Annotated in this window: 13 protein-coding genes; 10 read left to right on the plus strand and 3 right to left on the minus strand. The window is 70.5% G+C overall.

Features of this window, described 5'->3' with window-relative positions:
* Positions 1-55: 55 nt before the first annotated feature.
* Together ACFV6X_RS15395 and ACFV6X_RS15400 are read left to right on the plus strand one after the other, a co-directional pair.
* Complete coding sequence (locus tag ACFV6X_RS15395) at positions 56-391, plus strand: YnfA family protein (protein WP_365446664.1); 336 nt, start codon at positions 56-58, stop codon at positions 389-391.
* Between the two features lie 265 nt (positions 392-656).
* Positions 657-1,415 carry an SDR family NAD(P)-dependent oxidoreductase gene (locus tag ACFV6X_RS15400; protein WP_385382993.1) on the plus strand — a complete coding sequence of 253 codons (759 nt, stop codon included), beginning with the start codon at positions 657-659 and terminating at the stop codon, positions 1,413-1,415.
* 7 nt (positions 1,416-1,422) lie between these two features.
* Here the strand turns inward: ACFV6X_RS15400 and ACFV6X_RS15405 are convergent, their stop codons facing one another.
* On the minus strand, positions 1,423-2,616 hold the full coding sequence (locus tag ACFV6X_RS15405; protein WP_385382996.1) for an RtcB family protein: 1,194 nt from the start codon (positions 2,614-2,616) through the stop codon (positions 1,423-1,425).
* A gap of 168 nt (positions 2,617-2,784) precedes the next feature.
* On the opposite strand from ACFV6X_RS15405, the gene ACFV6X_RS15410 reads away from it, so the two are divergent.
* The 3 genes from ACFV6X_RS15410 to ACFV6X_RS15420 all read left to right on the plus strand — a co-directional run bounded on the left by ACFV6X_RS15410 (position 2,785) and on the right by ACFV6X_RS15420 (position 6,053).
* On the plus strand, positions 2,785-3,663 hold the full coding sequence (locus tag ACFV6X_RS15410) for a DUF3558 domain-containing protein (RefSeq protein ID WP_385382999.1): 879 nt from the start codon (positions 2,785-2,787) through the stop codon (positions 3,661-3,663).
* Positions 3,664-3,772: 109 nt separating this feature from the next.
* Positions 3,773-4,612, plus strand: a complete 840-nt coding sequence (locus ACFV6X_RS15415; protein ID WP_385383002.1) for a DUF3558 family protein — start codon at positions 3,773-3,775, stop codon at positions 4,610-4,612.
* Between the two features lie 139 nt (positions 4,613-4,751).
* Complete coding sequence (locus ACFV6X_RS15420) at positions 4,752-6,053, plus strand: DUF2637 domain-containing protein (RefSeq protein ID WP_385383005.1); 1,302 nt, start codon at positions 4,752-4,754, stop codon at positions 6,051-6,053.
* Between the two features lie 84 nt (positions 6,054-6,137).
* On the opposite strand, the gene lysS is transcribed toward ACFV6X_RS15420, so the two are convergent.
* A complete protein-coding gene (gene lysS, locus ACFV6X_RS15425; protein ID WP_385383008.1) occupies positions 6,138-7,880 on the minus strand; it encodes a lysine--tRNA ligase in 1,743 nt (580 codons plus the stop codon).
* A 219-nt stretch (positions 7,881-8,099) separates the two neighbouring features.
* Between lysS and argS the strand changes: the two genes are divergently transcribed.
* From argS to ACFV6X_RS15445, 4 genes are all read left to right on the plus strand, one after another.
* Positions 8,100-9,866, plus strand: a complete 1,767-nt coding sequence (gene argS / locus ACFV6X_RS15430; RefSeq protein ID WP_385383011.1) for an arginine--tRNA ligase — start codon at positions 8,100-8,102, stop codon at positions 9,864-9,866.
* A 230-nt stretch (positions 9,867-10,096) separates the two neighbouring features.
* Positions 10,097-10,849: a DUF4253 domain-containing protein gene (locus ACFV6X_RS15435; protein WP_385383014.1), complete on the plus strand. Its 753-nt coding sequence runs from the start codon at positions 10,097-10,099 to the stop codon at positions 10,847-10,849.
* A gap of 31 nt (positions 10,850-10,880) precedes the next feature.
* Positions 10,881-11,135 (plus strand): EF-hand domain-containing protein, encoded by a 255-nt coding sequence (locus ACFV6X_RS15440; protein WP_365459493.1) that lies wholly within the window; start codon positions 10,881-10,883, stop codon positions 11,133-11,135.
* 62 nt (positions 11,136-11,197) lie between these two features.
* Complete coding sequence (locus ACFV6X_RS15445) at positions 11,198-12,673, plus strand: glutamate--cysteine ligase (RefSeq protein WP_385383017.1); 1,476 nt, start codon at positions 11,198-11,200, stop codon at positions 12,671-12,673.
* Here ACFV6X_RS15445 and ACFV6X_RS15450 read toward each other — a convergent pair.
* Positions 12,639-12,983, minus strand: coding sequence for a hypothetical protein (locus ACFV6X_RS15450; protein WP_385383020.1), 345 nt, complete (start codon positions 12,981-12,983; stop codon positions 12,639-12,641). The two genes, ACFV6X_RS15445 and ACFV6X_RS15450, sit on opposite strands and share 35 nt — an antisense overlap.
* 33 nt (positions 12,984-13,016) lie before the next feature.
* On the opposite strand from ACFV6X_RS15450, the gene ACFV6X_RS15455 reads away from it, so the two are divergent.
* Entirely contained in the window at positions 13,017-13,223 is a 207-nt protein-coding gene (locus ACFV6X_RS15455) for a hypothetical protein (protein WP_385383023.1), read from the plus strand.
* Positions 13,224-13,392: the final 169 nt, after the last annotated feature.

The raw sequence follows: 13,392 nt of genomic DNA on the forward strand, positions 1-13,392 counted from the left end.
CAGGCACCCCGGACGCCGCTGCCGCCCTCCGACCGAGGCATGCGAAGCTGCCGTCATGCTCGTCCTGCGCTCCGCCGCCCTCTTCCTCGTGGCCGCCCTGTTCGAGATCGGCGGCGCCTGGCTGGTCTGGCAGGGCTGGCGGGAACAGCGCGGCTGGCTCTGGATCACCGGCGGCGTGCTCGCCCTCGGCGCCTACGGCTTCGTCGCCACCTTCCAGCCGGACGCCCACTTCGGCCGCATCCTCGCCGCGTACGGCGGCATCTTCGTCGCCGGTTCGATCGCGTGGGGCATGGTCGCGGACGGCTACCGCCCCGACCGCTGGGACATCACAGGCGCCCTGATCTGCCTGGCCGGCATGGCGGTCATCATGTGGACCCCCCGAGGGAACTGACCCACCCTTCAGGGGCACGGGGACCTCCGCGCCCTCCAGGGGCGCGGGGACCTCCGCGCCCTCCAGGGGCGCGGGGAACTGCGCGAACACCCCACCGGCCATCAGCCACCCCACTCCGCCCACCCCCTCAGGGGCGCGGGGAACTGCGCGAACACCCCTCACCCACCCGCAGCCACCCCCGATCCGCACCACCACGACGCATATCCTTGACCCACAAGGCCACACCCGGCCCCCACCGCCCCCGCCCCCGCCGAGGAGACCCCCCATGGCCCCGTCCCGCATCGCAGTAGTCACCGGCGCGAGCAGCGGAATCGGAGCCGCAACGGCCCGGCAACTGGCGACCGCGGGCTACCGAGTAGTCCTCACCGCCCGCCGCAAGGACCGCGTCGAAGCACTGGCCGAGGAGATCATCGCGGCCGGCGGCCAGGCCACCGCCTACACCCTGGACGTCACGGACCGCACGGCGGTGGACGAGTTCGCGACCGCCTTCAAGACGATCGCCGTGCTGGTCAACAACGCGGGCGGAGCCCTGGGCCTGGACCCGGTGGCCACCGGCGACCCGGCGGACTGGCGGCAGATGTACGAGACGAACGTCCTCGGCACCCTCAACCTGACCCAGGCCCTGCTCCCCAAGCTGATCGCGAGCGGCGACGGCACCGTGGTCGTGGTCTCCTCCACGGCCGGCCACGGCACCTACGAGGGCGGCGCCGGCTACGTCGCCGCCAAGCACGGCGCCCACGTACTCGCCGAAACCCTCCGCCTGGAGATCCTCGGCGAGCCCGTCCGGGTCATCGAGGTCGCCCCCGGCCTGGTCAGGACCGAGGAGTTCGCCCTGACCCGCTTCGGCGGCGACGAGGAGCGGGCGGCCAAGGTCTACGAGGGCGTCCCCGCCCCACTGACCGCCGACGACGTGGCCGACACCATCACCTGGGCGGTCACCCGCCCCAGCCACGTCAACATCGACCTCCTGGTGGTCCGCCCCCGAGCCCAGGCCTCCAACACGAAGCTGCACCGGGAGCGCTGAGCCCGGGTCAGCCCTTCACGCAGACGACCTGCTTCAGCTTGGCGACGACCTCCACCAGGTCCCGCTGCTGGTCGATGACCTGCTCGATCGGCTTGTAGGCACCCGGGATCTCGTCCACCACGCCGGAGTCCTTACGGCACTCCACGCCCCGCGTCTGCTCCTCCAGGTCCTTGGTGGAGAAGCGCCGCTTCGCGGCGTTGCGGCTCATCCGCCGGCCGGCGCCGTGCGAGGCCGAGTTGAAGGACTTGTCGTTGCCGAGGCCCTTCACGATGTACGAACCCGTGCCCATCGAGCCCGGGATGATCCCGTACTCGCCGGACCCGGCCCGGATCGCGCCCTTGCGGGTCACGAGCAGGTCCATGCCCTCGTACCGCTCCTCCGCCACGTAGTTGTGGTGGCAGGAGATCTCCCGCTCGAACGTGGGCTTCGCCTTCTTGAACTCCTTGCGGACCACGTCCTTCAGGAGCGCTATCATGATCGTGCGGTTGTACTTGGCGTACTCCTGCGCCCAGAACAGGTCGTTGCGGTACGCCGCCATCTGCGGGGTGTCCGCGACGAAGACGGCGAGGTCGCGGTCGACCAGGCCCTGGTTGTGCGGGAGTTTCTGGGCGACGCCGATGTGGTGCTCGGCGAGCTCCTTGCCGATGTTGCGGGACCCCGAGTGCAGCATCAGCCACACCGCACCGGTGGAATCCACGCATATTTCCACAAAGTGGTTCCCACCGCCCAGCGTCCCCATCTGCTTGACGGCCCGCTCCTCACGGAACTTCACCGCCTCGGCCACGCCCCCGAACCGCGCCCAGAAGTCGTCCCACCCGGCGGTGGCGAGCCCGTGGAAGCGTCCCGGCTCGACGGGGCTGTCGTGCATGCCCCGGCCCACCGGAATCGTCGCCTCGATCTTCGACCGCAGCCGCGCCAGGTCCCCCGGCAGGTCGTTCGCCGTCAGGGACGTCCGCACCGCCGACATGCCGCAGCCGATGTCGACGCCGACCGCGGCCGGGCAGACGGCGCCGCGCATCGCGATGACCGAGCCGACCGTCGCGCCCTTGCCGTAGTGCACGTCCGGCATGACCGCGAGCCCCTTGATCCAGGGCAGGGTCGCCACGTTCCGCAACTGCTGGAGCGCCCCCTCCTCGACCGTGGCGGGGTCGGTCCACATACGGATGGGTACCTTCGCGCCCGGCATCTCTACGTACGACATATCGCCCTCATTCCCCCGGAAGATTTCAGAAGCCGCGAAACGCAAAACCGTCGCCAAGGTCGACGTAAAGGACAACGGACCGGCGTTCACGGCAGTGCGTGCGATACACATTGTCTCCAGGGGGAGACCGGCGACGGCAAGCGATTAACCAGCGAGAGGAGCCTGACCGTGCAGCGGAAGGCGTACGTATCCGGCGTCGCCGCGGTCCTCGCGGCCCTGCTGGCCGGCTGCACCGGGGGTTCCGAGGGCGGCGACACCACCGACAGCTCCAACTCCGACAGCGCCGGTACGGCGACGGCGGCCGCCGAGCCCGGCCGTTACCGCAACCTCCCCGACCCCTGCGGCGCGGTCGGCAAGGACACCCTCGACTCCCTCCTCCCCGGCATCCGGCAGATCGCCGACGAGGAGCAGCGCGAGCAGGCCTACGAGGGCGAGCCCACGCTCACCTACGACAACGACCGCAAGGTCGGCTGCCGTTGGAAGGTCGAGTCCGCCTCCGCGACGGACCACCTGTTCGTCGACTTCGAGCGAGTGGTGTCGTACGACAACGCGGTGAGCGACGACGACCAGGCGCGGGAGCTGTTCGCGACCAGCCGGACGGCGGCGGACCTGCCGGAGCCGACGGCGACGGAGACGCTCTCCCCCACCGGCACGCGGTCCCCCTCCGGGAAGCAGTCTCCCTCCGGCACGGGCGCTCCGTCCGGGAGCGGCGCCCCGAGCCCCGCCGGAACCCCGTCCGGCACCGCCTCGGGCACTCCCTCCGGCACCCCCGGCGGCACGTCGGGCCCGACGGCCACGCCGACCGCCCTCCAGCCCCGCGTACTCGACGACCTCGCGGACGAGGCCTTCCTCGACGACGAGCTGAACAGCTCCGGTTCGACGGCCAAGCAGCGCACGGTGACTGTGGCGTTCCGCACGTCCAACGTCATCGTGACCATCGAGTACGAGGAGCAGCCGGCGACCGTCGGAGTCGTCCCGGACAGCGAGGAAATGCAGGACAGGGCCCGGAAACTGGCCGCGCAGCTGGCTGGCTCGCTCGCCGAGTAGCGCTTCTTCGCGCCCCGCGTGAAGCGGCTGAACCGAGTCCGCACAGTTCCCTCACCGCGTACCGTGACCCCTCGGACCCGTAACCCGAGCGTCATTGAGTGAAGGAACCATGCAGCGACGAGCACAGCGAGCCGAGCAGCGTAAGCAGCGACCCAGCCGCATCAACCGCGTCCTTGCCGGCGCGGCGGCCGTCCCCGTGATGCTGATCGCCGCCGGCTGCTCCTCGGACTCCGGCTCCGGAGCCGACGCCAAGCAGGCGTCCGAGAGCCCGGCGGGCGCGTCCGCGAGCCTCTCGCCCACCGTGGAGGCGGCGGCGTACGCGAAGCTGCCCGAGCCCTGCTCGGTGCTGTCGAAGAAGACACTGGAGGAACTGGTCCCGGAGGCGGGCAAGTCGGGCAAGGAAGGCAACTCGGACGATGTTTCGGTCCGGGCCGGCTGCTCCTGGGACAGCCTCGACAACAACGGCGTCAAGGGCTCCCAGTTCCGCTGGCTGAACGTCTCGCTGTTGCGCTTCGAGTCCGACGCGACGCGCGGCGCCGGCGAGCAGCGGGCGCAGGAGTACTACGAGAAGCAGGTCGCCGACGCCAAGGCGGTAGAGGGCGCCAAGAACACCAAGACCGAGCAGGTCACCGGCACCGGCGACCAGGCGGCGGCCGTGCGCTACGACCTGAAGAAGAAGGAAGGCGCCTTCAAGCAGCAGACGGTCGTGACGCGCGTCGAGAACGTCGTCGTCACCGTCGACTACAACGGCGCGGGCCTGGCCGGCGAGAAGTCGCCCGACGCCGACGACCTGATGAAGGCGGCGCGGAAGGCGGCCAAGGAGGCGGTGGCCGCGGTCACGAAGGCGAACGGGGCGGACACCTCGGCGGCCCCGGACAGTCCGCGGTCTCCGTCCAAGTCGCCCTCGAAGTCGAGCAGTTCGACCAAGTCGCCGACGAAGAAGAGCTGACCGGGGGACTCCGGAGGATCACCGGAAGCCACCGGAAGAGTCACGGATGGGCTGACGTACACGGTCCGGCCACCTGTTGCCCGTACGCATGTGCCACCCTGTTGGGCGCGCAACAACACGCAGTGGGAGGGGAATACGGGTGGCCGCGCCACTACAGCTGACACGGATGCACCGCGTTCTCATCGGCGTGGTCGTCTTCGGTGCCGTGATCATCGCGGGCATCGGTTTCGCGGGGTCGTACGCAGCCGTACGCACTCTCGCCCTGAAGAAGGGCTTCGGGGACTTCAGTTATGTCTTCCCGATAGGCATCGACGCGGGTATCTGCGTCCTGCTCGCCCTGGATCTGCTCCTCACCTGGATCCGCATCCCCTTCCCGCTGCTCCGCCAGACGGCCTGGCTGCTGACGGCGGCGACGATCGCCTTCAACGGCGCGGCGGCCTGGCCGGACCCGCTGGGCGTCGGCATGCACGGCGTCATCCCGATCCTGTTCGTGGTCTCGGTGGAGGCGGCCCGGCACGCGATCGGCCGGATCGCGGACATCACGGCCGACAAGCACATGGAGGGCGTGCGCCTCACCCGCTGGCTGCTCTCCCCGGTCCCGACCTTCCTGCTCTGGCGCCGCATGAAGCTGTGGGAGCTCCGCTCCTACGAGCAGGTGATCAAGCTGGAGCAGGAGCGCCTCGTCTACCAGGCCCGCCTTCGCTCCCGCTACGGCCGCGCCTGGCGCCGCAAGGCCCCGGTGGAGGCCCTGATGCCGCTGCGCCTGGCCAAGTACGGCGTCCCGCTCGCGGACACGGCCCCGGCGGGCCTGGCGGCGGCGGGCATCGAACCGGCCCTGATACCCCCGGCGCCGCAGCCCGCCCTGGAGCCCGCCGACACGGCCGCGAGCAGTCGCGCCGCCGGGGCGGCACAGGTGAACCCGGCGCCACCTCACGGCGAGCAGCGCCCCCGGGGCGACGGCCACCCGGACGCGGATCAGCTCGACCACAGCGAGTCCCAGAACCAGTGGCTGCACGCCCGCGACCCGCAGTCCATCGAGTACCACGGCGGCTACGACCCCACGTACGACCCGGAGGCCGCGTACGCCCAGTGGTACGAGGAACAGCAGCGGGCCGAGCAGTACCAGCAGCAGTACGAGGAGCCCCCGCCGCCCGCCGAGCCCTCCCCTGAGGACACCGGCACGTTCCCCATCCCGGTCGGCCCGGGCCGCACCCGCGAACTCGGCGAGGGCGGCGGCACCCCGCAGCCTGACCTGACCGAAGAGGACTACTACCTGGTCTTCAAGAAGTCGATCGACGGCAGCTACCCGACCTCCGGCCAGTTCCGGGACGACGTGGAGGCCACCTACGGCACCACGCTCCCGCAGCGCGAGGCCGAGCGCATGGTCAACCGCTTCACCAACCGCCACACCGCGGAGCTGCAGGAAGACCACATCGCCTGATCCCGTACGACGACCTGATCCGCGTACGACGATGGGGGCGCCCGGCGATCGCCGGGCGCCCCCATCGTCATGGAAGCGCCGTCACTACTCCCCGAGCAGGCGCCGCACCCGCTCCTGGCCCACCGCCAGCAGCAGGGTGGGCAGTCGCGGCCCGGTGTCCCGGCCCACCAGCAGGTGGTACAGGAGCGCGAAGAACGTCCGCTGCGCGGTCTTGATCTCCGGCGGCAGCTCCTTCGGCGTGGCGTCGGCGGAGAACCCGGCCTGGACCTTGGGCACGCCGTAGACCAGGTGGGTCAGCCCGTTGAGCGACCAGTGCTCGGCCAGTCCGTCGAGCAGCAGCCGCACCGACTGCTGGGACGGCTCGTCGAGCGACTTGAGCAGCTCGGCGTCGGGCTCCTCGCGCACGATGGTCCGCTGGTCGGCGGGGACCTGCGTGTTGATCCACGCCTCGGCCTTGTCGTAGCGCGGCCGCACCTCGTCGAGCGAGCCGAGGGGCTTGTCGGGCTCCAGTTCGCTCAGGATCCGCAGCGCCTGGTCCGCGTGCCCGGCGGTGATGTCGGCGACGGACGCGAGGGTCCGGTACGGCATCGGCCGCGGGGTCGCGGGCAGCTCACCGGCGGCCGTGCGCACCGCGCGTGAGTGCGCGGCGATGTCGGCCGGCAGCGCGGAGCCGTCGGCCACCTTGGCGCCGAGCTTGTCCCACTCGTCGTACAGCCGCTGGATCTCCTGGTCGAAGGCGATCTTGAACGACTGGTTGGGCCTGCGCCGGGCGTACAGCCAGCGCAGCAGCTGCGGCTCCATGATCTCCAGCGCGTCGGCCGGAGTGGGCACCCCGCCCCGGGAGGACGACATCTTCGCCATCCCGGAGATCCCGACGAACGCGTACATCGGGCCGATCGGCTGCTTGCCGCCGAAGATCCCGACGATCTGGCCGCCCACCTGGAAGCTGGACCCCGGGGATGAGTGGTCGACACCGCTGGGCTCGAAGACGACGCCCTCGAAGGCCCACCGCATCGGCCAGTCGACCTTCCAGACCAGCTTGCCTCGGTTGAACTCGTTCAGCCGGACGGTCTCGGAGAAGCCGCAGTTCGTGCAGGCATACGTCAGCTCGGTGGTGTTGTCGTCGTAGGAGGTGACGGTGGTGAGGTCCTTCTCGCAGTTGCCGCAGTAGGGCTTGTACGGGAAGTACCCGGCGGAGCCGGAGCTGCCGTCGTCCTCGTTCGCCGCCCCGGACCCCTCCGTGGCCTCGATCTCGGCCTCGTCGACGGGCTTCTGCTGCGGCTTCTTCCCGCCCTTGGGCTTGGTCCGGTACTGCGCGAGCACGGCGTCGATGTCGCCGCGGTGCCGCATGGCGTGCAGGATCTGCTCGCGGTACACCCCGGAGGTGTACTGCTCGGTCTGGCTGATCCCGTCGAACTCGACGCCCAGCTCGCCCAGCGCCTCGACCATGGCCGCCTTGAAGTGCTCGGCCCAGTTCGCGTGCGGCGAGCCGGCGGGCGCCGGCACGGAGGTCAGCGGCTTGCCGATGTGCTCGCCCCAGGACTCGTCGACCCCGGTGACACCGGCGGGCACCTTCCGGTACCGGTCGTAGTCGTCCCACGAGATCAGATGCCGGACCTCCAGTCCCCGCCGCCGGATCTCGTCGGCCACGAGGTGCGGGGTCATGACCTCCCGCAGGTTCCCCAGGTGGATGGGGCCGGAGGGCGAGAGCCCGGACGCGACGACAACGGGTTTGCCCGGGGCCCGACGCTCCGACTCCTCGATGACCTCATCCGCGAAACGGGAGACCCAGTCGGTGGTCTCGGTGCTCAGAGCCACGATCGGCACGTCCTTCTTTCTGCGTCGGGCAGCCGGTACGGTCAAAGCGGCTGCGCCCCCAGTCTAGGCGGCGGAGCCGCCTCTCCAGGGGCGCGGGACCGTACCTCTGTGCGGCTCCGCCGCGTGGGCCCGATCAGCCCCCACCGCTCGCGGCCGAAAAACCGCTTCACCCCCCATGGGATACTGACCGTGTCTATCTGAACCCACGAGGAGAACGGCACCCACTCCATGGCCTCGGTCACGTCCCTCAGCGCCTCCGTCGAACAGCAGCTCACCTCCGCCGTCTCCGCCGCCCTGCCGGAGACGGACGCGGACCCCCTGCTCCGACGCAGCGACAGGGCCGACTTCCAGGCCAACGGGATCCTGGCGCTCGCCAAGAAGGCCAAGGCCAACCCGCGCGAGCTGGCCGCCCAGGTCGTCGCACAGATCCCCACCGGCGACGTGATCAAGGAAATCGAGGTCTCCGGCCCCGGCTTCCTCAACATCACGATCACCGACAAGGCGATCACGGAGATCCTGGCCGCTCGGTACGCGGACACCGCGCGCCTCGGTGTCCCCTACGCGGACGCGCCCGGCACGACGGTCATCGACTACGCCCAGCCGAACGTGGCCAAGGAGATGCACGTCGGTCACCTGCGCTCCGCGGTGATCGGCGACGCGGTCGTCCAGCTGCTGGAGTTCACCGGCGAGAACGTCGTCCGCAGGCACCACATCGGTGACTGGGGCACCCAGTTCGGCATGCTCATCCAGTACCTCGACGAGCACCCGCACGAGCTGGACCACGAGGCCTCCGAGGTCAGCGGCGAGGAGGCGATGTCGAACCTCGACCGCCTCTACAAGTCCGCCCGCAAACTGTTCGACTCCGACGAGGAGTTCAAGACGAGGGCGCGCCGCCGCGTCGTCGACCTCCAGGCCGGCGACCCGCACACGCTCGCCATGTGGCAGAAGTTCGTGGACGAGTCGAAGATCTACTTCTTCTCGGTCTTCGAGAAGCTGGACATGGAGGTCCGCGACCCGGACATCATCGGCGAGTCCGGCTACAACGACATGCTCGCGGAGACCTGCCGCCTTCTGGAGGAGTCGGGCGTGGCGGTCCGCTCCGAAGGGGCTCTCTGCGTCTTCTTCGACGACATCAAGGGCCCGGACGGCAACCCGGTCCCGCTGATCGTGCAGAAGTCGGACGGCGGCTACGGCTACGCGGCGACCGACCTCTCCGCGGTGCGCGACCGCGTCTTCAACCTGAAGGCGAACAGCCTGCTCTACGTCGTGGACGCCCGGCAGTCCCTGCACTTCAAGATGGTCTTCGAGACGGCCCGCAAGGCCGGCTGGCTGAACGACGAGGACGTGAAGGCGTACCAGCTGGCCTTCGGCACGGTCCTCGGCAAGGACGGCAAGCCCTTCAAGACCCGTGAGGGCGAGACGGTCCGCCTGGTCGACCTCCTGGACGAGGCGATCGACCGCGCCACGGCGGTGGTGCGGGAGAAGGACACCCAGGACCAGCTCTCCGAGGAGGAGATCGCCGAGCGCGGCGCCCAGGTGGGCATCGGCGCGGTGAAGTACGCCGACCTGTCCACCTCGGCGAACCGTGACTACAAGTTCGACCTGGACCAGATGGTCTCGCTGAACGGCGACACCTCGGTCTACCTCCAGTACGCGTACGCCCGTATCCGGTCGATCCTGCGCAAGGCCGGCGAGACCCGCCCGCAGCCCCACCCGGAGCTGGCCCTCCACGAGGCGGAGCGCGCACTCGGCCTGCACGTGGACGCGTTCGCGGAGACGGTGGCGGAGGCGGCCACGGAGTACGCCCCGCACAAGATGACGGCGTACCTGTACCAACTGGCGTCGCTGTACACGTCGTTCTACGACAAGTGCCCGGTCCTGAAGGCGGAGAGCCCGGCACAGATCGAGAACCGCCTGTTCCTCTGCGACATCACGGCCCGCACCCTCCACCAGGGCATGGCCCTGCTGGGCATCAGGACGCCTGAGCGTCTCTGAGACCTGTCCCGTCCCGGACTCGCACCACCACGTTGCGGCGGCACGCGGCACTTCGGTGCCGCTGTCGTGCGCTTCAAACACGCGGCAGCGGGGCGCACACATATGCGATGCTGCGGACGCAGTCCCTGACCGCCTCAGGATTCCGTGGGCCTGCTGGATCGCCTGCCAGGAGAGCAATGAGCACCCGAGCGCTTCAGTGGTTCACGTCGAGCCGGGGGAGTCGCTGACCGATGGCCACCCTCCCGAACGCGCTGCCGAAGCTCGCCGCCGACCCCACCGGTCGCGCCCTCGGTCTCGACCTCCCGCCCGGCAGGCTGATCGGCACCCTCCTCTGGCACGCGGACACGGCCGCGGCCCCGGGTGACTGGGCGGCGTTCGGCAAGGCCCGCGCCGCGGGGCTCCTCCCGCTCCTCATCGACGTCGGCGGCAGCCAGGGCGGTCCCGAGCGCTGGGAGCTGGTGCCCGACGAGACCTCGTACCCCGGGGATCACGACCCGGAGGAGGTGCTGGCCGAGTACTGGGAGGACCAGGCGGACGACGACTGGCCGGGCCTGGCACCCGAGCCCGAACCCGCCGTCCCCGACCCCGACGCAGTGGCCACGGACCTCGCCGAGCACCTGCTGACGGACGGGACCTGGCTCAAGGAGCCCCGCCTCGCTCTGGTCCCCGCCCGCCGCAGCGCGGACATCGCGGCGGCGATCGGCTGGTCGGGCCCCGTGAACCACGAGGACGACGTGGCCCGCCTCTGCGCGGTGCTCCGCTCCTGGGAGGACCGCTTCGGCATACGCGTCGTCGCGCTCACCTTCGACCAGCTGATCGTCTCCGTCGCGGCACCGCCCACCACCCCCGACGCGGCGCGGGCGGTGGCGGCCGAGCACTACGCCTTCTGCCCGGACCACGTCGACCGGAGCGGCTTCCCCGCCTCGGATGCTTACGCCGAGCAACTCATCGACCGGGAATTCTGGTCCTTCTGGTGGGACTGAGCCACATCCGGCACGAGAACGGGGCGACATGATGAGCGACAAGGCCAGGAAGCTGTTCGAGGCGCTTGACCTGGACCGGAACGGCACGCTGACCCGCGAGGAGGTCATCACCGCCCTGCGGACCAAGGGACCGACGCTGGCCGCCTCGGGCGTGCTGCCGTTCTGGGGCGTGCGGGACGCCGACGCCTCCTCCGCGCTGTTCGACGCGGCCGACCAGAACGGGGACTCCGTACTCACCCTGGAGGAGTTCTCCGTGGTCGTGGACCGCCTTTTCGGCTGGCGCTGACATCTCCCGCACCTGGTGCGACGCTGGATACAGCACGTGACCGAGGGAACTCGGGAGGGTCGATGGGACGAGATGTCCCGGCGGTCGTCTTCACCCGTGAGGACCGCCGCCGGTACCGGATCAAGGTGCAGCAGTGCCTCGATGCGTTCGCCGTGATGCTCCGCGAGGCGCGGTTCGAGTCGGAGCGTCCGCAGGTCGGGCTGGAGATCGAGCTGAACCTGGTGGACGACGACGCCGAGCCGGCGATGCGCAACAGCGACGTACTGGAGGCGATCGCGGATCCCGCGTGGTCCACCGAGCTGGGCCGCTTCAATCTGGAGATCAACGTTCCGCCCCGCCGTCTGACCGAGGGCGGCCCGGACTCCTGGGAGACCGAGGTCCGCGCCGCGCTCAACCACGCCGATGAACGCGCCAGGTCGGTCGGCGCTCATCTGATCATGATCGGCATCCTCCCCACGCTCCAGCAGGAGCACGCCGGTGAGCGCGCGCTGTCCGAGAACCCGCGCTACCGGTTGCTCAACGACCAGGTCTTCGCGGCCCGGGGCGAGGACCTGCGGATCGAGGTCGACGGCGTCGACCGGCTGCGGACGTACGCCGACACAATCACTCCGGAAGCCGCGTGCACCAGCACCCAGTTCCACCTCCAGGTCTCGCCGGAGGAGTTCCCCGGCTACTGGAACGCTGCGCAGGCCATCTCCGGCATCCAGGTCGCGCTGGCTGCCAACGCGCCGTTCCTGTTCGGCAAGGAGCTGTGGCACGAGACCCGTATCCCCCTGTTCGAGCAGGCGACCGACACCCGTCCGCAGGAGATCAAGGTGCAGGGGGTACGCCCCCGGGTGTGGTTCGGCGAGCGGTGGATCAACAGCGTCTTCGACCTCTTCGAGGAGAACCTGCGCTACTTCCCCGCCCTGCTGCCCCTGTGCGAGGACCAGGACCCGCTGGAGACGCTGGAGCAGGGCGACATCCCCGACCTCGGCGAGCTCACCCTGCACAACGGCACCGTCTACCGCTGGAACCGTCCGGTCTACGCCATCGCCCACGACAAGCCGCACGTGCGGGTGGAGAACCGGGTGCTGCCCGCCGGCCCCACCGTCGCCGACACCCTCGCCAACGGCGCGTTCTACTACGGCCTCACCCGTGCCCTGGTGGAGGAGGAACCGCCCGTGTGGTCCCGGATGTCCTTCGCGGCCGCCGAGGAGAACCTGCACACGGCGGCCCGGCACGGCATCGACGCACGGCTGTACTGGCCCGGGATGGGCGAGGTGCCGGTGACCGAACTCGTCCTGCGGCGGCTGCTTCCCCTCGCCCACCGCGGCCTGGAGCTCTCCGGCATGGACGACGCCTGGCGCGAGCCCCTGCTCGGCATCATCGAGCAGCGGTGCGTCACCGCCCGCAACGGCGCCCTCTGGCAGAAGGAGATGTTCCACCGGATGACGGCCTCCGCCGCCGGCCGTCACGAGGCCCTGCGCCGGATGACAGAGCTCTACATCGACTACATGCATCTCAACGCCCCGGCCCACACCTGGCCGGTCGACTGACGCCGCCGGGCGCCCAGCCCGTCACGGCCGTGTCCCAACTTCTCGGCGCCGGCGGGAACTGGTACCCCGGACGCCCGTTGTCGCCACTCGTGCGGAGCGGCTTGCCGCCGTCGTCGACGACCAGCGTGCCCTGCCGGTTCCCGCTGGTCCAGGTCAGCTCCAGGTACCACCGCACGTCGTACGAGGCGTCGGCGGTGATCCGCAGGACCTCCGGGTCCGACTCGCTCACCTTGAGCGGGAAGTCCCGCTGCCCGGCCCCGGCCACCACCTGGGGCCGCGCCCCGTCGAGGGCCACGGTGAACGGCCGCATCGGCACGTCTCCGCCGCAGCCGACGCCCATCGTGTGGTCGTTCCACGCGAGCGGGGTGTCCTTGCCGACCACCCGGCCTTCAGCCCGTCCAGGACCACCGTCTCCGCCCCCGCGCCCTGCACGGTCAGCGTCACCAGCTGCTCCCCCGCCGACACCGCGCCGTACGCCGAGACCCAGGCCGGCGCGTCCTTCTCCACCGGCGGCGGCCCGCCCTCACCGGCCGGCCGGTCGATCAAGTAGTGCTGCGAGCAGGGGCCTTCCCAGGTGTACGGCCGTACCGCCACGTTCAGCGGCGGCTCGGCATCCGCCTCCTGGGCGCCACCACCGGTACCGCCGGCGCTCGGCGTCGCGCGGAAGCACCGGGAGGTGCCGAAGTCCTCTCCGCGGGCTTGGCGTCCCGCTCGCCGCG

The organism is Streptomyces sp. NPDC059861 (assembly GCF_042731435.1).
Lineage (GTDB): Bacteria > Actinomycetota > Actinomycetes > Streptomycetales > Streptomycetaceae > Streptomyces.